This window comes from Methylotenera sp. N17 (assembly GCF_000799155.1).
Lineage (GTDB): Bacteria > Pseudomonadota > Gammaproteobacteria > Burkholderiales > Methylophilaceae > Methylophilus.
This window is the reverse complement of record NZ_JUGE01000001.1, coordinates 2,526,893-2,548,853: the sequence shown is the minus strand read 5'-3', so window position 1 is coordinate 2,548,853 and position 21,961 is coordinate 2,526,893. Positions and strand designations below refer to the sequence as shown.

General features: G+C 46.8%; 24 protein-coding genes. 13 read left to right on the top strand and 11 right to left on the bottom strand.

The window, feature by feature from the left end; all coding sequences use genetic code 11:
• Window positions 1-9 precede the first annotated feature (9 nt).
• Genes FG11_RS12125 through FG11_RS12110 form a run of 4 tightly spaced genes read right to left on the bottom strand, consistent with a single transcriptional unit; the run spans window position 10 to window position 3,876 of the window.
• Window positions 10-2,247, bottom strand: coding sequence for a RelA/SpoT family protein (locus FG11_RS12125; protein ID WP_020183383.1), 2,238 nt, complete (start codon window positions 2,245-2,247; stop codon window positions 10-12).
• A 16-nt stretch (window positions 2,248-2,263) separates the two neighbouring features.
• Window positions 2,264-2,476 (bottom strand): DNA-directed RNA polymerase subunit omega, encoded by a 213-nt coding sequence (gene rpoZ / locus FG11_RS12120; protein ID WP_020183382.1) that lies wholly within the window; start codon window positions 2,474-2,476, stop codon window positions 2,264-2,266.
• Window positions 2,477-2,526: 50 nt separating this feature from the next.
• Complete coding sequence (gene gmk, locus FG11_RS12115; protein ID WP_047535363.1) at window positions 2,527-3,138, bottom strand: guanylate kinase; 612 nt, start codon at window positions 3,136-3,138, stop codon at window positions 2,527-2,529.
• Window positions 3,139-3,141: 3 nt separating this feature from the next.
• Entirely contained in the window at window positions 3,142-3,876 is a 735-nt protein-coding gene (locus tag FG11_RS12110; RefSeq protein WP_047535360.1) for a proteasome-type protease, read from the bottom strand.
• A 261-nt stretch (window positions 3,877-4,137) separates the two neighbouring features.
• Here FG11_RS12110 and FG11_RS12105 point away from each other — a divergent pair, with 261 nt between their 5' ends.
• The 5 genes from FG11_RS12105 to FG11_RS12085 are packed head-to-tail and all read left to right on the top strand — an operon-like array spanning window position 4,138 to window position 7,093.
• Window positions 4,138-4,464: an ArsR/SmtB family transcription factor gene (locus tag FG11_RS12105; protein ID WP_047535355.1), complete on the top strand. Its 327-nt coding sequence runs from the start codon at window positions 4,138-4,140 to the stop codon at window positions 4,462-4,464.
• Window positions 4,465-4,472: 8 nt separating this feature from the next.
• Window positions 4,473-5,540 (top strand): ACR3 family arsenite efflux transporter, encoded by a 1,068-nt coding sequence (gene arsB / locus FG11_RS12100; RefSeq protein ID WP_047535352.1) that lies wholly within the window; start codon window positions 4,473-4,475, stop codon window positions 5,538-5,540.
• Between the two features lie 16 nt (window positions 5,541-5,556).
• Window positions 5,557-6,030: an arsenate reductase ArsC gene (locus FG11_RS12095; protein WP_020183377.1), complete on the top strand. Its 474-nt coding sequence runs from the start codon at window positions 5,557-5,559 to the stop codon at window positions 6,028-6,030.
• Window positions 6,031-6,750: an arsenical resistance protein ArsH gene (arsH, locus tag FG11_RS12090; RefSeq protein ID WP_047535351.1), complete on the top strand. Its 720-nt coding sequence runs from the start codon at window positions 6,031-6,033 to the stop codon at window positions 6,748-6,750.
• A gap of 13 nt (window positions 6,751-6,763) precedes the next feature.
• Window positions 6,764-7,093: a thioredoxin family protein gene (locus tag FG11_RS12085; RefSeq protein WP_025223458.1), complete on the top strand. Its 330-nt coding sequence runs from the start codon at window positions 6,764-6,766 to the stop codon at window positions 7,091-7,093.
• 116 nt (window positions 7,094-7,209) lie between these two features.
• On the opposite strand, the gene FG11_RS12080 is transcribed toward FG11_RS12085, so the two are convergent.
• The 5 genes from FG11_RS12080 to FG11_RS12060 all read right to left on the bottom strand — a co-directional run bounded on the left by FG11_RS12080 (window position 7,210) and on the right by FG11_RS12060 (window position 12,387).
• Window positions 7,210-7,911 (bottom strand): PEP-CTERM sorting domain-containing protein, encoded by a 702-nt coding sequence (locus FG11_RS12080; RefSeq protein WP_047535347.1) that lies wholly within the window; start codon window positions 7,909-7,911, stop codon window positions 7,210-7,212.
• A gap of 140 nt (window positions 7,912-8,051) precedes the next feature.
• Window positions 8,052-8,897 carry a transglutaminase family protein gene (locus FG11_RS12075; protein WP_025223456.1) on the bottom strand — a complete coding sequence of 282 codons (846 nt, stop codon included), beginning with the start codon at window positions 8,895-8,897 and terminating at the stop codon, window positions 8,052-8,054.
• Window positions 8,898-8,919: 22 nt separating this feature from the next.
• Window positions 8,920-9,864: an alpha-E domain-containing protein gene (locus FG11_RS12070; protein WP_020183372.1), complete on the bottom strand. Its 945-nt coding sequence runs from the start codon at window positions 9,862-9,864 to the stop codon at window positions 8,920-8,922.
• Window positions 9,858-11,345: a circularly permuted type 2 ATP-grasp protein gene (locus tag FG11_RS12065; RefSeq protein ID WP_020183371.1), complete on the bottom strand. Its 1,488-nt coding sequence runs from the start codon at window positions 11,343-11,345 to the stop codon at window positions 9,858-9,860. The genes FG11_RS12070 and FG11_RS12065 overlap by 7 nt, the downstream gene beginning before the upstream one ends.
• Before the next feature lie 178 nt (window positions 11,346-11,523).
• On the bottom strand, window positions 11,524-12,387 hold the full coding sequence (locus tag FG11_RS12060) for a YicC/YloC family endoribonuclease (protein ID WP_047535346.1): 864 nt from the start codon (window positions 12,385-12,387) through the stop codon (window positions 11,524-11,526).
• A gap of 103 nt (window positions 12,388-12,490) precedes the next feature.
• Here FG11_RS12060 and FG11_RS12055 point away from each other — a divergent pair, with 103 nt between their 5' ends.
• From FG11_RS12055 to hemW, 8 genes are all read left to right on the top strand, one after another.
• A complete protein-coding gene (locus FG11_RS12055) occupies window positions 12,491-13,435 on the top strand; it encodes a serine/threonine protein kinase (protein ID WP_020183368.1) in 945 nt (314 codons plus the stop codon).
• On the top strand, window positions 13,432-14,352 hold the full coding sequence (locus tag FG11_RS12050; protein WP_020183367.1) for a PP2C family protein-serine/threonine phosphatase: 921 nt from the start codon (window positions 13,432-13,434) through the stop codon (window positions 14,350-14,352). Before FG11_RS12055 ends, FG11_RS12050 begins: the two co-directional genes overlap by 4 nt.
• Window positions 14,353-14,366: 14 nt before the next feature.
• The gene (rph, locus tag FG11_RS12045; RefSeq protein WP_025223454.1) at window positions 14,367-15,083 is read left to right on the top strand and encodes a ribonuclease PH; all 717 of its coding nucleotides are present in this window, start codon (window positions 14,367-14,369) and stop codon (window positions 15,081-15,083) included.
• The gene (gene rdgB, locus FG11_RS12040; protein WP_025223453.1) at window positions 15,083-15,691 is read left to right on the top strand and encodes an RdgB/HAM1 family non-canonical purine NTP pyrophosphatase; all 609 of its coding nucleotides are present in this window, start codon (window positions 15,083-15,085) and stop codon (window positions 15,689-15,691) included. The genes rph and rdgB overlap by 1 nt, the downstream gene beginning before the upstream one ends.
• Window positions 15,684-15,899, top strand: a complete 216-nt coding sequence (locus FG11_RS12035) for a hypothetical protein (protein WP_025223452.1) — start codon at window positions 15,684-15,686, stop codon at window positions 15,897-15,899. Before rdgB ends, FG11_RS12035 begins: the two co-directional genes overlap by 8 nt.
• Window positions 15,900-15,924: 25 nt before the next feature.
• Window positions 15,925-17,751: a DNA helicase RecQ gene (recQ, locus tag FG11_RS12030; protein WP_047535343.1), complete on the top strand. Its 1,827-nt coding sequence runs from the start codon at window positions 15,925-15,927 to the stop codon at window positions 17,749-17,751.
• 79 nt (window positions 17,752-17,830) lie between these two features.
• Window positions 17,831-18,268, top strand: coding sequence for a hypothetical protein (locus tag FG11_RS12025; RefSeq protein ID WP_047535340.1), 438 nt, complete (start codon window positions 17,831-17,833; stop codon window positions 18,266-18,268).
• 22 nt (window positions 18,269-18,290) lie between these two features.
• A complete protein-coding gene (gene hemW / locus FG11_RS12020) occupies window positions 18,291-19,502 on the top strand; it encodes a radical SAM family heme chaperone HemW (RefSeq protein WP_047535339.1) in 1,212 nt (403 codons plus the stop codon).
• 36 nt (window positions 19,503-19,538) lie between these two features.
• On the opposite strand, the gene FG11_RS13325 is transcribed toward hemW, so the two are convergent.
• Both FG11_RS13325 and argH read right to left on the bottom strand, forming a co-directional pair.
• On the bottom strand, window positions 19,539-20,498 hold the full coding sequence (locus FG11_RS13325) for a hypothetical protein (RefSeq protein WP_152604069.1): 960 nt from the start codon (window positions 20,496-20,498) through the stop codon (window positions 19,539-19,541).
• Between the two features lie 11 nt (window positions 20,499-20,509).
• Window positions 20,510-21,925: an argininosuccinate lyase gene (gene argH, locus FG11_RS12010; protein ID WP_047535336.1), complete on the bottom strand. Its 1,416-nt coding sequence runs from the start codon at window positions 21,923-21,925 to the stop codon at window positions 20,510-20,512.
• Between the last annotated feature and the right edge of the window lie 36 nt (window positions 21,926-21,961).

Genomic DNA, 21,961 nt, shown 5'->3' with positions numbered 1-21,961 from the left:
CTGAATACACTAGATTTTTTGCTCGGCGTGATTTCCTTTAACGCGATTAATACGCACCACATCAGGAATCTTACGCAAATTACGGATTAATTCTGCTAAATGAACACGATTGTGCACCTGCACAGTGAAATTGACATTGGTATATTGACTGCCATCTGACTCTTCCACGCTGACGTTATCAATATTGGATTCTGCATTGGCAATGGTCGTGGCGATTTTTGCCAGCATACCGCGCTGATTGGCTACCGCAATGCGCAGGTTCACTTTGAACAGTTTTTTATTGTCAGCATCCCAATCTACATCCAGCCATTTGTCTGGATCCAACTTGAATTTGCGGATAGCCGGACAATCGTGCGTATGAATGACCAGCCCCTTGTCTTTATTGATAAAGCCTAAAATCGGGTCACCCGGAATCGGTCGGCAGCATTGCGCAAATTGCACTGCCATACCTTCGGTGCCGCGAATGGTAATCGTGTCTAATGGTTTGCTGGTTTTTTCTTTTTCTGTCTCGGCGCCTTCACTATTGTTGGAAAGCAACTGGTGCGCCACCATCAAACCAACACGCTTGCCCAAGCCAATGTCCGTCAAAATAGCCGCTTTGGTTTGCACACCATAGTCACGCATCACTTTTTGCCAGTGCTTATCGGTCACTTCACTAGGCTCTACATGCAGTGCGCGCAAAGCTATATTGAGCATACGTTCGCCCAAATGCGCGGACTCTTCCACTTTAATCGTCTTTAAATAATGGCGGATATGGGAACGCGCTTTGCCTGTCACCACATAGTTCAACCAAGCAGGGTTAGGTTTGGCTAAAGGCGCGGTAATGATTTCCACATTGTCACCATTGCGCATTTCGGTCCTCAGTGGCGCCAGCTCATTATTGATTTTTACCGCAACGCAGCTATTCCCGACATCGGAGTGCACAGCATAGGCAAAGTCCACCGCGCTGGAGCCTCTGGGCAAGGCCAAAATTTTGCCTTTAGGTGTGAACACATAGACTTCATCTGGAAACAAATCGACTTTAAAATGCTCCAAAAACTCGTAGCTGTCTTCACTCTCGGTTTGAATCTCTACCAACCGCTGCAACCATTGATGTGTTTGCTGTTGCAGTTTGGTCAAATGCGCATCGGTTGTTTTGTATAGCCAATGTGCCGCCACACCGGCATCGGCGATGTTATGCATTTCTTCACTGCGGATCTGCACTTCAATCGGTGTACCAAACGGCCCAAACAAAGTCGTATGTAGCGATTGGTAACCATTGACCTTAGGAAGTGCAATATAGTCTTTGAATCTACCGGGAATCGGTTTATATAACGCATGCAAAGCACCCAATGCTAGATAACAAGAGGCGGTGTCTTTTACAATAATCCTAAATCCGTAAATGTCATTAACTTGCGACAATTTTACGGTTTTACCCGTCATCTTCTTATAAATACTGTAAATATGCTTTTCTCGGCCAATCACATCCGCTTCTAATTTTGCTTCTTTTAACTGATCTTCAATCGCGTTTAAAATCTTGGTGATGACTTCTTTACGATTACCACGCGCGGCCTTAACAGCCTTGTTAATCACATGATATCGCGTAGGGTATAGGTATTTAAAACTTAGATCTTCCAGCTCTTGATAGATTGGATTCAAGCCTAAGCGGTTAGCAATTGGCGCGTAAATATCTAAGGTTTCGCGCGCGATTCGCTTTTGCTTTTCAGGCTTCATTGCATCCAGCGTCTGCATATTGTGCAAACGGTCTGCCAGTTTCACCAAAATTACACGCACGTCTTGGCTCATGGCCAACAACATTTTACGGAAGTTTTCGGCCTGCGCCTGCGTTGCGGTTTGTAATTCAACTTTATCAAGCTTGGTTAAACCATCTACCAAATCCGCCACTTGCTTGCCAAATACTTCGCCAATTTCAGCACTCACTACACCCGTATCCTCTACGACATCATGCAGCAAAGCCGCCAGCAAAGTGGGGATATCTAAGTGTAATTTAGCAAGAATGCATGCGACTGAAACCGGGTGCGTAATATAAGGCTCACCCGTCTTACGGGTTTGTCCTTGGTGTGCGTTATCGGCATAGCGATATGCCGCCCACACTTGTTCAATTTCGTCTTGAGTCAGGTACTGCTTGAGCAGAACGGTAAGCGGGGAGTGCTCGGTGTCTGCAGGAAGCAAATCCGGCACGTCTAATAGGGTGTCAGATTTGCGTTTTGGAGATTCCGCCTTAAGATAATTAGCGGTGGTGACCATAGGCTACATGCTTAAATTACGAATGACCGCGGTTTAAGATTTCCACGCCCACTTTACCTGCTGCAATTTCACGTAAAGCCAATACAGTCGGCTTGTCTTTTTGCGCAGAACCATGCACAAATGGATCAGAGCCATTGGCCAATTGGCGTGCACGGTAAGCTGCCACCAATGTCAATTGAAAGCGGTTTGGAATTTTATCTAAACAATCATCTACTGTAATACGCGCCATAATGTAACCTCTTAGAAATGTACGTTAGCCACCCTAAACTCAGGGTAAGTTTAGGTGAGTTTTTGAATTAATGCTTGATAGCGCGTGACTTGCGCTGTCATTTTAAGTCGTTGCGTGCGCACTATCGCCAGTAAGTCGTGCAGTGCTACATCAAAATCATCGTTGATTGTAACATAATCAAACTCGACTAAGTGACGCATCTCCTCACGCGCCGCCGCCACGCGCTTGGCAATTACCTCCGCACTGTCTTGCCCGCGGTTATTTAAACGCTCTGCTAAGGTTTCCACTGAAGGTGGCAGTATAAAAATACTGATGGCGCTTGGGTAAATCTCACGCACTTGCGCAGCGCCTTGCCAGTCAATTTCCAAAATCACGTCATGGCCAGACGCCAGCGCCACATCAACACCAGCTTGCGAAGTGCCATACCGTGCGCCATGCACATGCGCTGATTCCAGAAACTCACCATTCTCCAGCATGGTCAAGAAAGTAGCATCCTCTACAAAATGATAATGTATCCCTTGCTGCTCTAGCGGCCTAGGTAAACGCGTGGTATGTGAGATGGAAAGCTTAATCTGTGCATCTTTTGCCAGCAAGGCTTTCACCAAGCTAGTTTTTCCTGCGCCAGAAGCAGCGGTAATAATAAATAAATTGCCTTGAGACATTGTTTAACACCAATCCGGACTAGGTAATGCAGAAAATACGGATTTTAACCCTTCGCCCCAACCTTTGCGTACTGTTGCGTAATAAGGGTCTTGTTCGTTGATCCGTTTTTTACAATCGGCATGCAGGCTATCGGTACGATAAATCATTAAATCAATCGGTGCGCTCACGGAAATATTACTGCGGATGGTAGAGTCAAACGAAATGAGTACACACTTCACTGCGTCCATCATCTCGCTGTTATGTTTCACCACGCGGTCAATAATCGGCTTGCCGTACTTGGTTTCACCAATCTGGAAATAAGGCGTTTCGCTACAGGTCTCAATAAAATTGCCTGCGGCGTATACATTAAATAAGCGTGGACGCTCCCCTTCAATTTGCCCACCCACCAACACGCTAGCACTAAACTCTATGCCATGCTTTTGTAAATGGTCACCGTCGCGCTCATGCACGGTACGCATGGCATCGCCCACTAAACCCGCCACATCAAACATGCTGTCTACGTTATACAGGTGCTTTGCCGATTTACTTTTGGATTTAAGTTGTGCCGTCAGCAGGTTGACCACAGATTGGGTAATGGCTAAGTTTCCAGCAGTTAACAGCACAATCACACGCTTGCCGGCTTGTTCAAACACATGCATTTTGGGCGCAATGGCTACTTGGTCTACACCCGCATTGGTGCGCGTATCAGAGGCAAATAACAAGCCCTGCTCTAATAATAATCCGACACAATAAGTCATGGAAAACTCAATTTTATGAATGGTGAAATCATACCATTAGGCATGCGCTGCGGCAGAAAAAAGCGTATTGCATCACCAAAATTAACGAATGCGGGACCAACCATTATGCCTAGCCGCAATATGTCTTAAGTGGAGACCTGCCTTGAGAGCAACCCTACGTTCCAATTATCTTTTCAGACTTCAGCAATCTGCCAAACGTTTTTTCGCGTAATGCAATATATCACTTGACTATATTTCTATATTTATGGAAATATAGATCATATGAACATTAAATCAGCAGTATTGCAACTTTCATCCATCGCCCAAGAGGCGCGTTTAGAGATATTCAGACTACTTGTTCAGGCAGGGCCAGAAGGCCTGTCTGCTGGAAATATTGGCGAAACACTTCAAATCCCAGCCAGCACGCTTTCATTCCATCTTAAAGAGTTAAGTCATGCCGGATTGATTCATTCACGCCAAGTAAGTCGCTACATTTATTATTCAGCAAACTATGAGGCTATGGATGGCTTGCTAGCTTATCTCACTGAGAATTGTTGTGCGGGGACAAAAAAATGCGCCCCTTTATCTACATGCAAACCAACTGCGTAGGAAAGACTATGGATAAAGTAATAGCGTCTGGCGAATTGCAAATCACCACACCAACAATGGGTACTTTTGAACGTAATCTTACTTGGTGGGTGCTTAGCTGTATTGTAGTAGGCATCGCATTAGGCAAAGTCTTTCCAAGTTTCTTCCAGTTAGTAGGCAACATAAAGTTTGCAGAAGTAAATTTTCCAGTAGCAGTGCTGATATGGCTGATGATTATTCCGATGCTACTTAACATTGACTTTAGTGCAATAAAGGAAGTTCTAGCACATCGCAAAGGGATAGGAGTAACGCTGCTTATCAACTGGGTGGTGAAGCCATTCTCTATGGCATTACTTGCTTGGATATTTATACGCCATTTATTTGCTGGCTTGTTACCTGTAGAACAGATTGACAGCTACGTTGCAGGATTGATTCTACTAGCCGCGGCACCATGTACTGCGATGGTGTTTGTATGGAGCGGCCTATGTGGTGGTGAACCTAAATTTACGCTCTCTCAAGTGGCAATTAATGATGCCATCATGTTGTTTGCATTTGCTCCATTAGTAGCCTTGCTGCTTGGCTTATCAAGTATCACAGTGCCTTGGGCTACGCTATTTGTATCCGTATTTTTGTATATTATTGTGCCCGTAGCAATGAGTCAGGCATTACGTAAGTTACTACTATCCAGAGGCCCGAGTACATTGGACAACTTGTTAAAACACTTACACCCAATCTCACTCTCAGCATTGCTCATTACATTAGTTCTATTGTTTGCATTTCAAGGTGAGCAAATATTGGCTCAGCCTATCATTATTGGACTTCTAGCAATTCCAATCACTATTCAGGTGTACTTCAATTCAATGCTGGCTTATTGGTTAAATAAGCAACTTAAAGTAGCGCATTGCGTAGCGGGACCATCAGCATTAATAGGTGCTTCAAATTTCTTTGAGCTAGCGGTAGCCACCGCTATTGCATTATTTGGATTTAACTCAGGTGCAGCCCTTGCCACTGTTGTCGGTGTACTGATCGAAGTGCCTGTAATGCTATCTGTGGTATCTATCGTCAATCGTAGTAAACATTGGTATGAAACTAATTGATTTTTGAGAGCAATGAATGAACATATTATTTTTATGTACGGGCAACTCTTGCCGCTCCATCATAGCCGAAGCGACATTTAATGCATTAGCACCTAGTGGCATGAAAGCCATGAGTGCAGGTAGCCAGCCGGCTGGATATGTGCATCCAAATTCCATTGCTTTGCTAGCATCCAAAGGCATTGCAACCGCAGGCTATGTTAGTAAGTCTTGGGATAACCTACCAGTAACACCCGACATTGTGATTACTGTTTGTAGTAATGCCGCGGGAGAAACTTGCCCGGCTTATTTAGGCAAAGTGATAAGAGCGCATTGGGGTGTTGAAGATCCTGCAAAAGCAACAGGGACCGATGCTGAAATTGATGCTGCATTTGAATTGGCTTATTCAATACTACGTAAACGTATTGAAGCATTTATGAAATTACCAGCAGCAGCATTTGAAGATAAAAATGCCATTCAAGCTCAACTCAATGCAATTGGTGAGATTAGGTAAATGGAAACAGTTGCCAGCTTGCCAAACCTTGACAATGCACTACTGAGCCGAACGCACCTTTCGACCCTTACCAATTACGTTCCATCTACGCATGCGCCTCGTTTTTTATTGTTGTACGGCTCTTTACGAGAACGTGCTTACAGTAAATTACTGATACTTGAAGCTGCTAGATTGCTGGAAGCATTAGGTGGTGAGGTCAGGATATTTGACCCGCATGGCTTGCCATTGCCTGATGATGCGCCAGAGACCCACCCTAAAGTACAGGAATTACGAGCACTAACGTTATGGTCTGAAGGGATGGTGTGGTCCTCACCAGAAAGACATGGCGCAATGACGGGCATCATGAAGGCGCAAATTGATTGGATACCCTTAACCATGGGGGCAATTCGACCAACACAGGGCAAGACACTTGCTGTCATGGAGGTTTCAGGCGGCTCTCAATCATTCAACGCAGTCAATCAAATGCGAATATTAGGGCGTTGGATGCGGATGATTACCATCCCAAACCAGTCATCTATCGCTAAAGCTTTTCAAGAATTTAATGAAGATGGCAGAATGAAACCATCTGCATACTATGACCGAGTGGTTGATGTGATGGAAGAGCTTGTTAAATTTACGTTATTAACACGAGATATTTCTAGCTTGCTGGTTGACCGATACAGTGAACGCAAAGAGTCAGCTGAGTTGCTTAGTAAACGTGTGAATCAACAGTCTATTTAGGCCTGTAAAGCAGATGAGCATTCAACATACATCAGAGCTTACACGCGAAGAAATCCATCAATTCACAGGTGCTGTGATGCTGGAATTTGGAGCTGAGTGGTGCGAGCACTGCCAAGCAGCACAAAGCATGATTGCATCTGCACTTAAATTGCACCCTGACATTCACCATATCAAGATTGAAGACGGCAAGGGTCGCAAACTTGGCAGGACATTCTCCGTTAAACTTTGGCCAACGTTGATTTTTATGAAAGATGGGATTGAGCTTAAGCGTTTAGTGAGACAAATCAATCCAAAAGACATTGCATCAGCGTTCATCATCATTACAACAGCCGTGCGCAGTTAGGCAAAGCGCCATCTACCGCATTTAGACAGAGAACCACACGCTAGTGAAGATGGCTATTCCACACAAAAATGGGGGCAAAAGCCCCCGTCGTTTCTTACATCAAGCGATGATTAAAGTTACGCAGCATTGCGGCGCTTAACTGCTGCACTTACCAACGCTAAACCAGCAAATAACATCGCATAGGTTTCTGGCTCTGGCACCACAGCCGTCACTGCCGTGTATTGCAGACTGAGGAATCCGTTGCCGTTAAATGGAAGCTGCCAGCCTTGACCAGGAATGGTGCTCAGGTAGGCATGACCAAGACCAAAGCCAGAAACATCTTGCGCGGTCTGGGTGCGTGACAGTTGAACACCTGTCACGGTTGAATCGCTACTGGTCAGAAAGGCAATGTACTTAGTGTTGGCGTTGAGGTTCAAGCCTAGATTGTCAAACGAGATGGTGGTGTAATTACCAGTCGAGTTATAGGTATCAACAGCTGTAAAGGTACTAGGCAACAGGTTGCTACCTACTGTATTGACTGCTTGGTTCTGTGCGTTCGTGCTAGGGTTCCACTGCGCAACATTCAGCTGAAAAGTTGCTGACGTGTTACCGACTGCATAGAAGTTGAAGGATGACAGCAGGCTATCTAGCGTCAGAGCAAACACTTGGCCTACCATCGGCGAATCGCCGCTAGGGTTAGCTGCATTACCAAAGTAAGCAAATGGTAGATTGGCGTTGGCGCCAGATGGCACATTGGTGTAGGTGGTGGCAGAGGCGCTACCTGCGAAGGCCAACAGCAGGCCGGCAAGTACTTTTAACTTAAACGATGATTGGGGCATGATTTTTCCTTTAATTTGGCGATGTAGTGGTTAGAACAGTGATCTAACGCAGCCAAATTACGCTTTGCATATGGCAGAGGTTTGAAAAAATATAGTCCGAAAGCAGCATGAAACTGCTAAAGAAAAGTTAGTTTTGGAAGCTATTGCTGTGCTTGTTGTGCTTGTTGTGCTTGCTGTAACAAGGTGGCTGTGCTGACTTTTTGGTGTTGCAGCAACTGTCCGCCATTCTGGTTGACGATAACGCTGGTGGCCATCCCCTCTTCTCCACCACCAATACGCATGCCGCTTACTGGGCTAGCGCCGCGATAATCCAATCCAACGGCCAGCCGAATATGCGTTTCATTGGTAACGCAACCATTAGAGACATCCAAGCTTTGCCAACGATCATCCAACCACACATCTGCCCACGCATGGGTTTGCATCAAACTGCCGTCTTCTGTAAACAAATAGCCACTGACATAGCGCGCCGGATAACCTAAGCTACGACAGCAAGCAATAAATACATGGGCATGATCTTGGCATACACCTTGGCCTAGCGCAAAAGCTTGCGCTGCCGTGGTGTCTACCTGTGTGGCACCTTTCAGATATTGCATTTTGTCACGCAAGGCATGCATCATTTCTTCAAGCGGCTTCGCTTTGAATGCGTGTGCAAATTCAGTAATGCCTACACTGGGCGCTGTGAGCTCTGTTTCACGCAGGTAAATAGGCATCGGCAATGCCTCATGCTGGCTTACATCACCCACACCAGTTTCCACTTCACCCGATACGGAAATGTACAACTCGTGATGCGGATTATCGATGACTAATGTGTGTGCGATATTGCCAAAGGTATCTTGCACCTCATGCAACTGGCCATTGACTTTGATATCCCAATGCCGCACATGCTGACCAAAGCCATTTTGTGGCGTGAGACGTAATTGTTGAATAGTGTAAGTGACCATTTCGCTGTACACATATTGTGTTTGGTGCTGAATATTAAGGCGCATAATGCTTGCTACTCTACACCTATTAAACGGTTGCGCTCAAGAAACTACGTTGAATTTCTTCGCCCAATACATGGTTAGAATGAATAAAGCTCTCTAAAAACTCATGCAAGCCATGCTTAAAGATGTCCTGCATTTTGCCATAATGTAACTTGGCATGCAGCTCGCCTGCCAAGCGTCTGGTCTCACCTTGGCGATTAGCCGCCACCTGCTCGATAATCGGCATAATCTCATCGTAACAAGCATGTAGCGAGCGCGGCATATCGTGCCTTAGTACCAGCAGCTCGGACACACGTAGCGGATCAATCGCATCACTATAGATTTTTTGATAGGCTTGGAAGGCAGAGACCGAACGCAGCACTGCGCTCCATTCGTAATAATCTACCGCACCGCCCATTTGGTATTGCACCGGCATGAGGAAATCGTACTTAATATTGAGCAAGCGCGCCGTATTATCGGCACGCTCAATAAAGGTACCCAAACGCACAAAGCTAAAGGCTTCGTCACGCAACATGGTGCCAAAGCACACACCTCTAAATAGGTGCGATCTGGCTTTTACCCAGTCACAAAACTCGCTTAACCCTTCTACGGTTAAATCTTTGCGCAAAAACTGATCAAACTCCAGCCACAGCGCATTGATATTTTCCCAAGTTTCGGTCGTCATGGTCACACGTACTGCACGTGCATTCTCGCGCGCACTACGCAACGCATTGTAAATACTGGAAGGATTATTACTGTCCATCGTCAAATACTGAATCGTATTTTTTGCATTGGCCTGACCATAATCACGTTCAAACGCTTCGGTGTTTCCAGAAATTTCAATCGCGGCTTGCCATAAATCTGCATCGTCGCCGGTCGCCGTGGGCACCAGCGACATGTTGTAGGTCACATCCAATACACGCGCCGTATTTTCTGCGCGCTCAATATAACGCGCCATCCAATAAAGGTGATCTGCTGTGCGACTTAACATGCCACTTCTTCTTTCATTACTTGTTTATTCGATTGCGCGACTTTTTCAGGCTGCGTGTCGTCACGCTCTAACACCCAAGTGTCTTTGGTGCCACCACCTTGTGATGAATTGACCACCAGCGAGCCTTCTTTTAATGCCACGCGGCATAAGCCACCTGGCACCACACTGACGGTTTTGCCGGATAGCACAAAAGGCCTTAAATCTACATGGCGTGGCGCAATGCCTTTTTCTACCAACGTTGGGCAGGTAGAAAGCGCCAGTGTAGGCTGCGCAATATAGCTGGAAGGCTTGGATAGAATACGTAGTTTGAACTCAGCCAACTCTTGCTTGGTTGCTGCAGGGCCAACCAACATGCCATAACCACCAGAGCCTTGCACTTCCTTCACCACCAGCTCGTCCAAATGGTCTAATACATACGTCAAATCATCTTCTTTGCTTAGCTCGTAAGTGGGCACATTTTGCAGAATCGGCTCTTCGCCCAAGTAGAATTTAATCATGGCGGGCACGTAGATATAGGTAGCTTTATCATCGGCCGCGCCTGTCCCCACGGCATTGGCCAAGGTCACGCCGCCATTACGATACACCGACAGCAAGCCCGGCACACCCAACATAGAGTCTGGTTTAAATACGAGCGGATCGATAAAATCATCATCAATACGACGGTAAATCACATCTACCCGCCTTGGGCCTTGCGTGGTGCGCATATACACCGCATTATTGCGCACAAATAAATCTTGGCCTTCTACCAGCTCGATCCCCATTTGCTGCGCTAAAAACGCATGCTCAAAATAGGCGCTGTTATAAGCACCGGGAGACAGCAACACAATGGTTGGATCTTGCACGCCAGACTGTGCAACAGAGCGTAGATTATTGAGTAGGACTTGGGGGTAATGCTCAACTGGCGCAACAGAATATTGCCGGAATAAATCCGGGAACAGCCGCATCATCATTTTGCGGTTTTCTAACATATACGAGACACCTGAAGGCGTACGCAAGTTGTCTTCTAACACGTAAAATTGCGATTCACTGGTGCGCACCAGATCCACCCCAGCAATATGCGCGTAAATCTGATTCGGCACATCCACACCAAACATCTCTGGACGATATTGCGGATTACTTAAAATGGTATACGGCACGATGCCGGCTTGAATGATTTCTTGCTTGTGATAGATATCATGCAAGAACATATTGAGCGCACGCACGCGCTGCACGACCCCGGCAGACAAATGCGCCCATTCTTTGCTCGAAATTAAGCGTGGAATCACATCAAACGGGATCAAACGCTCCGCGCCATCCGCCTCACCATACACATTGAAGGTGATGCCCACACGGCGAAACAATAACTCAGCTTCCGCTCGCTTAGCCGCCAATTGCTGTGTAGGTACATTTTTCAACCAATTTTGATAGGCTTTGTAAATACTGCGTACATCACCTACATTGGCTTGCATTTCATCAAAAAACTGTTCGACGGAGTGTGCCATGCTTTTATTCTTTCGTTAATAATACGATTAAAAGCAAACTGCATACCAATTTAAAAAATCAATTAAATCAGCATCTTAAAAATACGCAAAGTCTACACTGTTTGAGAACGCACTAAAAAAGTGCAGCCTTGCGCTTTTGATTCAACCACCAAAGCCATCACGCACAGAAAGTAGGCATCTACTCAATGTTTTGAATTTGCTCACGCATTTGCTCAATCAATACTTTCAGCTGCATAGAGATTTGCGTGGTTTCAATCGCAACAGATTTTGCCCCTAACGTATTGGCTTCCCGGTTCATTTCCTGCATCAAGAAATCCAACTTTTTGCCCACAGCGCCACCTTTGGCAAGGATATGGCTCACTTCATGGATATGCGCATCCAACCGAGAAAGCTCTTCATCCACATCAATACGCTGCGCATACAATACAATCTCTTGTCGCACACGCTCGTCATCGCTCACTAGCGCTTCCTTAAGTTTATGGGTGAGCTTGTCCTGATAGGTTTGAATCAAGACTGGCAGCATAGGTTTCACCTGAATCACCAAGGCGTTAATTTCTGACAGGCGTGCCAATATGACGTCTTTTAGTTTTTCGCCCTCGCGCTGCCGCGCGTGAATCAGTGCATCCAACACGTCACTCAGCGTCGATTTAATCGTCGTCTCTAATTCGTCATGGTCAGCCTTGGCCGATTGCGTCACGCCAGGAATACGTAAAATCTCTAGCACATCGACTGGTTGCACCGCGCTAAAATATTGTGAAGCGGCTTGCAAGCTTTCAGCAATTTGCTGAATCGCCTGATGGTTAATGGCCGCAAATTGTGTGGTCAGATTCTCCTGCTTTAAATGGATGCGACAGTCTACTTTGCCGCGCCCCAGCTTGGCTTGCATCTGCTCACGTACGCTGGTTTCAAATACTCTTAAGTGGTCATCTAGCTTTAATTGCAGTTCTAAATAACGGTGATTGACCGACCTCAATTCGATCATCAATACACCATATTGGGTATTCAGCTCATGCGATGCATAGCCAGTCATGCTTAAAATCATAGGGGTTACTCTCGTCTAATCTTCAACAATTGTATCAAATGCACCTGTTAATATGAGAAAATAAAGCCACACCTTCAACCGTTTGGGTAAAAGATCATTTTTAATGGCTGTCACCAACAAAAACCAAGCGCTCGACATAGGCTTTAAATTACACGATTACACCATTACCAAAGTGCTGAGCTCTGGTGGGTTTAGCTTTGTATATTTAGCACACGACCCTAACAAAAAAGTAGTGGCTATTAAAGAGTACATGCCGACTGGGTTGGCCTTACGTGATAAAGGTGCGACGGTACAATTAGATGACCACGGTGACTCCGCAGTGTTTAAGCAAGGATTAAAAAGCTTTTTTGAGGAAGGCTTATCGCTCGCTAAAATTGACCATAAAAACATTGTCCGCGTACTCAATTTTTTCAGAGCCAACAATACGGTGTACATGGTCATGAAATATGAGCGTGGTAAATCGTTGCAAGAATACATTTTGGCGCATGAAGCGCCTATCTCTGAGAACTTTGTGCGCCGTGTGTTTGCCGAGTTGCTCAATGGCCTGCGAGAAGTACATACGCACAAGCTACTGCACTTGGATATTAAGCCTGCGAACATTTATATTCGTTTGGATGGTTCGCCTGTGCTGTTGGATTTTGGCTCGGCCAGACAAACCCTGTCTGAGAGCAAGTCGAACATTCCATTGAGTTACACCCCTGGATTCGCGCCGCCGGAACAATATTACACCCGTCAGAATTTAGGCCCGTGGAGTGATATTTATAGTATTGGCGCTAGCATGTACGCTTGTTTGTATCGCGCCACGCCGCAAGCATCTAATTTACGGGCGACCAAAGACAATTTAGAACCCGCTAAATCGCTAGGCAACAATATTTACTCACCCGAGCTTTTGGAGTTGATTGATGAATGCTTGAAGATGGACTTTTTGGCAAGGCCACAAAGTGTGTTTTCACTACAAAAGAAAATCATGGCCTTGAGCCCGGCGCAAGACGGCCCCAAAAATAGTATTGTTAACAAGATTAAAAAAGTACTGAATACCCCATTATGAAATTCACCATCTATCAAAGCAGCCGACAAGGCCCACGCGCCTACAATCAAGATCGCTTAGCGTACTCTTACAGTAAAGACGCGCTGTTGATGGTGTTGGCCGATGGCATGGGTGGACATCGCCATGGTGAGGTGGCGGCACAACTCGCGGTCAAAACACTGACCGAAGCATTTCAGCGCTTAGCCCTGCCAACATTGCCTAGCCCGGCCAAATTTCTGACCGACCATATTCAGCAAGTCCATGACATGATCGAAAACAAACGGCAAATGGATGATTTGATTGAATCGCCACGCACCACGATCGTGGCGGCGATTATTCAACGCAATACCTTGTATTGCGCACACGTGGGCGATTCACGCTTGTATCATTTTAGAGACGGTCATTTATTATTCAGAACAGAAGACCACTCTATTGTGCAATCCATGTACCGTAAAGGATTGATTAGTAAAGAAGAAATGGCGACGCATCCTTACCGCAACAAAATCTATAATTGCTTAGGGGGAGATAACATCCCTCAAATTGATTTGGCCGACCGCCACGAGATGATGGATGGCGATATCATTATGTTGTGTACAGATGGTATTTGGAACGAGATTGATGACCGCGAAATCAAAAACATTTTAATCTCCGGCGTCATCGATGAAACAGTCGTGCATTTGTTAGACATGGCAGAAAAGAACAGTGACCAAACCGGTGACAACATGAGTGTGATTGGCTTACAGTGGGGTGACCGTCAGCAGAATCCACAAGCGGTTTCCACCATTACCATGCCACTGGATCAAACCACCACGATTATGAACCCCACTACCCGTCCAGCCAAATTACCGGGCGCACCGCCGGACGATTTAACCGATGATGAGATTGAAAAAACCATTGCTGAGATTCAAGCAGCACTAACCAAACCTAAAACCTTTTAAGTTGTGAGCAAGCCATGAGACCAAGCCAACGCGCCAATAACGCTTTAAGAACCGTAGAAATTATCCGTCATTACACCAAACATGCCGAAGGCTCTGTACTCGTCAAATTTGGCGATACGCACGTAATCTGCACCGCCAGTGTGGAAGAAAAAGTCCCTGGATTTTTAAAGGGGAAAAACCAAGGCTGGGTGACCGCAGAATATGGCATGTTGCCACGCTCTACCGGCAGCCGCATGGATAGAGAGGCTGCTAAAGGCAAGCAATCTGGACGTACACAAGAGATTCAACGCTTGATTGGCCGCAGCTTACGCGCGGTGATTGACTTGGAGAAACTCGGTGAGCGTACCATCCACTTTGACTGTGATGTGATTCAAGCTGATGGCGGCACCCGCACTGCCAGTATTACCGGTGCATTTGTCGCCTTGCAAGATGCCATTAATCAACTCTTAGAAAAAGGGCTGATTACCAGCTCGCCACTCACCGATACAGTTGCCGCCATTTCAGTCGGCGTGTATCAAGGTACACCGGTACTAGATTTGGACTATATTGAAGACTCGGATTGCGATACCGACATGAACGTGGTGATGACCGGTAGCGGCGGCTTTGTGGAAATTCAAGGCACGGCTGAAGGTGAGCCATTCAGCCGCGACACCATGAATGCGATGTTAGATCTGGCGGCAGAAGGTATTCAACAATTGACTGCGAAACAGCACGCAGCATTGAGCGCATAATGGCCCTACCATTTAAAGAGCTGGTGATTGCCACGGGTAACGCAGGCAAGCTGCGGGAAATCCAGCACCTGCTGGCGCCACTTGCGCTGGAGGTCATTCCGCAGTCTGCCCTCAACGTACCTGAATGCGATGAGCCTTACTGCACATTTATAGAAAACGCGCTGGCCAAAGCGCGCCATGCCAGTCAACATACTGGCTTGCCAGCATTGGCCGATGACTCTGGTTTGTGTGTGGATAGCTTGCAGGGTGCGCCAGGCGTGCTCTCCGCACGCTATGCTGGCGAGCCCAAATCAGACGAAAAGAACAATCAAAAATTGCTCGCTGTATTAGGTGACACACCTCACCGTAACGCCCACTTTTATTGTGTGATGGTGCTGGTGCGCTATGCGCAAGATCCAGAACCTTTGATTGCTGAAGGACAATGGGTTGGAGAAATTTTAAAAGAGTATCGTGGTCATGATGGCTTTGGCTATGACCCGTTATTCTTGGATGCGAAAACAGGTAAAACAGTTGCTGAACTACCTTTAGAGATTAAAAGCAGAATCAGCCACCGCGGACACGCCATGTCCAAGTTGTTACAAAAGTTAGAAAGGCTCAATGATGAGTAAAGCATGGCCCATTTGGCTGCGTGATGATAGCTCGGTCGTCTCATGCACAGAAAAAGTCAAAGTCATGACCGAAAATTTTGATGAAATTAAGCAAATCACGCAAGATGCGTTTGAAGACGGCTTGTTGATGGAAGTCAGCGAAGCACAAATGCGTGAAGCATTACATGCGCTGGTGGATAGCCTCATTAACCCATACAACAAAATCTAGGCTGGTCGGACTGTTCATCTAAAGCATGGCAAACCTCTCGCCGCAACATATCCTTCAGCAAGTTTTTGGTTATACCCAGTTTCGCCACCAGCAGCAAGCCATCGTTGAGCATGTAATTGTCGGATACGATGCGCTGGTACTCATGCCTACGGGTGGCGGCAAATCGCTCTGCTACCAGATTCCGGCCTTGGCCCGTGAAGGTCTAGCAATCGTTGTCTCACCCTTAATTGCTTTGATGCAAAACCAAGTTGAGGCTTTGCAGCAACTTGGTGTCAACGCTGCTTTTCTAAATTCCAGTTTAAGCGCAGAAGACAATGCCCGCATTACTCGCGAGGTGGTCAGTGGTGAAATTAAACTATTGTATGTCGCCCCCGAGCGCTTGATGCTTGGCAGCTTTTTAAGTCTGCTTGATGAAATCCACCAGCATGTCGGCTTGGCGCTGTTTGCCATTGACGAAGCGCATTGCGTATCGCAATGGGGGCATGACTTCCGGCCGGAGTATCGTCAGCTCACTGTATTGCATGAGCGCTTTCCCGACGTACCACGCATCGCATTGACTGCGACTGCGGATGCACCGACACGCGCCGAGATTATCAGCCAGCTCAATCTCGAAAACGCACGCCAGTTTGTCTCCAGTTTTGACCGCCCGAATATTCGCTACCATGTTGGTATCAAACACAATGCACGCCAGCAATTGCAAGCATTCCTAGAGCGCGAACACCCTGACGATGCTGGCATTATTTATTGTTTATCACGCAAAAAAGTGGAAGAAACAGCAGCCTTCTTGGTCGAAAAAGGCTGGTCTGCATTGCCCTATCACGCTGGTCTGCCTGCACCAATGCGTGAGCACAATCAGCGCCGCTTTCTGCGTGAAGAAGGCATCATTATGGTGGCGACCATCGCATTTGGTATGGGCATCGATAAACCCAATGTGCGCTTTGTTGCGCATTTAGATCTGCCCAAAAGTATGGAAGGTTATTATCAGGAAACGGGCCGCGCTGGCCGTGATGGCTTGCCTGCAAACGCTTGGATGGTGTACGGCATGGGTGATGTCGTCTCCATGCGGCAGATGTTGGATAGCGGCGAAGCCTCTGAAGAACGTAAACGGCTGGAACGCTTAAAACTAGATGCCTTGCTCGGCTATTGCGAATCCACCGCTTGCCGTCACCAAACCATTTTGCGCTACTTTGGCGAAAGCCACCCCGGCGCCTGCGACCAATGCGATAACTGCCTGCATCCGGTAGAAACCTGGCAAGCGACACAAGTTGCACAGATGGCACTCTCCTGTGTGTACCGCACCGGGCAAAGATTCGGCGTCGGCCATTTAATTGATGTGCTTACCGGGAAAGTCACACCACAAGTCGAACGTTTTAATCACGATAAAGTGAGCACCTTCGGCATAGGAAAACCCCTCAATCAAGCCCAATGGAGCGGTGTGTATCGCCAATTGATTGCATCTGGATTGCTGGAAGCCGATATGGCTGCCTACGGCGGCTTACAACTGACTGAAGCCGCACGGCCAGTGCTAAAAGGCGAACAAGAAGTCTGGCTACGCCGTGATGCCGAACCCGAAAAACGCATGAGTAAAGCCGAACGCAGCGCCCGTGCCAAAGAAGCATTTGCAGGCGCTAGCGACGACCCACTTTGGCAAGCGCTCAAATCCAAGCGGTTAGAACTGGCAAGAGAACAAGGCGTGCCACCGTATGTGATTTTCCACGACAGTACCTTGTTGGAAATTCATAACCGCAAACCCCAAGCCTTAAATGAAATGGGGCAAATTAGCGGGATAGGTCATGCGAAACTGCAGAAATATGGAGATGCGTTTTTGCAAGTGCTGGAGGAAATGGCTTGATAAAAACTTTATTAGTGAGAATGGTTTTTAAATTATCGCCGATCTATGTACCAATTATTGAAATGGAGTTGTTAACTAAATGAGTGGCTATTATGAAGGCGATTTGATAAGGCCATTAGGCCTTGTGACATTGTATTTTGGGTATGCAGAAGCTCAAGTTATTACACTGATTGAAATGTTGAATGAATGCGGCCTGAAAATTACCGTTTCTTCTACAGCTTCTTTTGGTTACAAAGTAACGGCATTCTCTGATGCTTTAAAACCCTTAACTTGCAATGGTGTGAAAGAAATTCAAGACATTCTTGCCGAAGCTAAAGCGCTTTTAGAGCAACGAAACGCACTTATTCATGGTTGTATATTTACTAAAGGCCGTGTAGTTCCAAATGACTCGACCAAAAATCAGTTTTATGTCACCCCAGAAGACTTGACAGCATTAGCAGATAAGATATTTAATTGGAAAGAACGTCTAGATTCCAAAGTTCAGCGACAACTTATCCCAGCACTTCGTGATAATTGAAACATTCCGTTAAAATACCCGCATGATTCCAATCTACCCTGCCAATAGTTTGAGTGCTGCGCCGCTACAAGGCGACGTGACGTTAAGCGGCCTGAGCAACCCGCCACCGCTATCTCTCTATATCCACATTCCTTGGTGCGTGCGTAAATGTCCGTATTGTGATTTTAATTCGCACGAGGCCAAACAAGAGATTCCAGAAGCAGCCTATGTGGATGCATTGATTCAAGATTTAGAGCAAGCCACGCCTTTGATTTGGGGACGAAAAATTCACAGCGTATTTTTTGGTGGTGGTACGCCCAGCCTATTTTCGGGCGAGTCCATCGACAGAATTCTAAGTCATGTACGTATGCTCACACCGCTAGAGTACGGCGCAGAAATTACACTGGAGGCCAACCCTGGCACAGTTGATACTGCGCATTTTCAGGCCTACAGAGATGCAGGGATCAACCGTGTTTCACTGGGTATTCAAAGTTTTGATGACCGCTACCTGAAGGCGCTGGGGCGCATACACGACACGGCACAAGCACAAGCGGCCGCGGCTCTGGCCATAGAAACGTTTGAGCGTGTAAACCTAGATGTGATGTACGCCTTGCCAGAACAAACACTGGAAGACGCGTTGAGCGATGCAAAAATGGCCTGCGCACTCAACCCGGCACACCTATCGTTTTATCACTTAACCTTAGAGCCCAATACCCCGTTCCACCGCACCCCACCTAGCCTGCCGGACGATGACACCAGCGCCACTATGCAAGAAGAGATTGAGCAGTATTTGGCGCAACAGGGGTATGTTAACTACGAGACCTCTGCTTTTTCTAAGCCTGGCATGCAGTGCAAACACAACCTAAACTATTGGACGTTTGGTGATTATTTAGGCATTGGCGCAGGCGCACATTCCAAGCTGAGTTTTCATGACAAACTGATTCGCCAAGCGCGCCACAAACACCCCAAACGCTATATGGAATTTGTGCCACAGGGCAAAGCGGTTGACCAAGAATGGGTGATTGAACAAGAGGCACTGGGGTTTGAGTTTATGATGAACACGCTGAGGCTACATGATGGATTTGCCACAGACTTATTTCAACAACGCACCGGCTTACCACTGATCAGCATTGAAAAATCACTCGCCGATGCTATTCAGCAAGGGCTAGTCACGCATCAATCATCACGCATAGCACCTACGCTAAAAGGGCGCCGCTTTCTCAATAATTTACTGGAAATTTTTCTAGACGATTAGCCGGATAGCTAAGCATTAGTAAGCTAAGTATTGGCACTAAGCTGCCGCGGATCTATCTTCTTCATGTGTGTGCTGATGATATGGCGTGAGTATGGACACTGCTGCATTCTGTAGTTCTGCTGCCGCAGTTTCCGATGGCGCATCTGAGTCAGCATCTTCCAAAGTTGTCGTGATGGTATTCAAAAGTGCAATCTGCCGACGCATATAATGCTTTTGTAAACGCCAGAGCCCAAGCCCCATGAGTAACAACAGCGTGAGATACAAGCCATTGCGCCATTGAGGATGATGCAATTGTTGCATCCAGCTAGGGGTTTCTACCATCCAATAGGTCTTGGCCGTCACTACCCATGATGACACCGTTGATTGTGTTTGTTGCCACATACGCACCCAATGCGAAGGCGTATCCGGCGCAGGCAATGTCGGCTTAATCAAAACAGGTTTAGCCTTGGCTTGTGGATGGTGTGGAATGGTTTTGCTTGGCTTGGGTGCAGGTGGAATAATTTTTTTGAGTTGGTCGCTTAACTTCAGCTGATAACTTAATTTAAGCTGACTTTGTGCATGCGTGATTTCTTCCATCTTTTTGATACGGTGCGTCATCGCACGCACTTCTTTCTCATCCGGAATCGCAATCACTTGCACGCGTTTAAATGGCGTATCTGGCAATAGCGTGACCCCCAACGCCTTAGTTAACCGAATGGTCTTCTGGATAAATCGCTGCTCTAGAATCGGGCTATCAGGATAAAACGTCTTGGCCAATTGCGCTAAAGTCTCATGTGGCATCATCGGCCAAAGCAATTGGCCGTCTTCTGTCTGCGCAGGTATATTTTCAGGTACTTCGGGGGGAGACGTTGACTCCGCTGCGCTAGTGCTGAGTGCTGATTCTGCTAGCGTATCGAGTTTGGTTTCAATAGGTAAATCTGCAGATTGCGCTAAGGCAAAAGGGCAAAGTAGGCACAACACTACACAAAGTAATGCCCAGTTTCCCTTTAAACTCAAGCCTATCTTTTTTATTTGAGTGCTGCCCTTGCTTGCTGTATGGCACTGCGCACCTGTGCGGGTGCAGTACCCCCCACATGATGACGGCTTGCCACCGAACCTTCTAATGTTAAAACAGAATATACATCTTCTGTAATCATTTTGCTAAATTGTTGTAACTCCGTCAGCGCCATATCGGCCAAATCTTGCTGCGTATTCACCCCATGCTTTACTGCCAGCGCCACCACTTCATGCGCATCTCTAAATGGCATGCCTTTTTTCACTAGATAATCCGCTAAGTCAGTGGCTGTAGCAAAGCCTTCTAGCGAGGCTTGCCGCATATTGTCTGCATTGACACGAATACCGCGCATCATATCTGCATAAATCTGCAGCGTGACGACAATGGTATCGGCTGTATCAAATAGCGGCTCTTTGTCTTCTTGGTTGTCTTTATTGTAGGCCAATGGCTGGCCTTTCATCAGCGTGAGCAAGCCCATCAAGTGTCCAAATACACGGCCAGTTTTACCGCGCACTAACTCCGGCACATCAGGGTTTTTCTTTTGCGGCATGATAGATGAACCTGTGCAAAAACGGTCTGCGATATCAATAAAGGCAAAGCGTGGTGAGCTCCATAACACCAACTCTTCTGAAAAACGTGACAAATGCATCATCAACACAGAAGCTGCTGCACTAAATTCAATGGCAAAATCACGGTCAGACACTGCGTCTAATGAATTGGCACACACGCCATCAAAACCAAGTGAAGCGGCCACCATGTTACGATCAATAGGATAGCTGGTGCCAGCCAATGCCGCAGCGCCCAACGGTAAGCGATTGATGCGTTTACGCGCATCGGCAAAACGTTCAGCGTCGCGTTTGAGCATTTCAAAATACGCCATGAGATGATGACCAAACGTCACCGGCTGCGCCACTTGCAAATGCGTAAAACCGGGCATGATGGTATCTGCGTGCTGTTCCGCTAGGTCTATGATGGATAATTGCAGCGCTTGAATGCCACTCAGTACATCATCCACTGTGGCACGCAGCCACAAGCGCACATCTGTCGCCACCTGATCGTTTCTACTTCTGCCAGTATGTAAGCGCTTACCTGCATCGCCAATCTTATCGGTCAACCGTTTTTCAATATTCAGGTGCACGTCTTCCAAATCCAACAGCCATTCAAAGCTACCCGCTTCAATTTCTTGCAGAATCTCACCCAAGCCTTGTTCAATAGCGGCCACATCTTGCAAGCTGATAATCTGTTGTGCACCCAGCATACGCGCATGGGCAATAGAGCCTTGAATATCAACACGCGCTAACCGCTTATCAAAATCGACCGAGGCGGTATAGCGTTTCACCAGCTCCGCCACTGGCTCGTCAAAGCGGCCAGACCATGCTTCTGATTTATGGTTAAGTGATGAGGTTTTTTTGTCGTCTGATGCTTGCACTGCAATCCCTTTTACTTTGGTAGTCGTTCTTTTTCA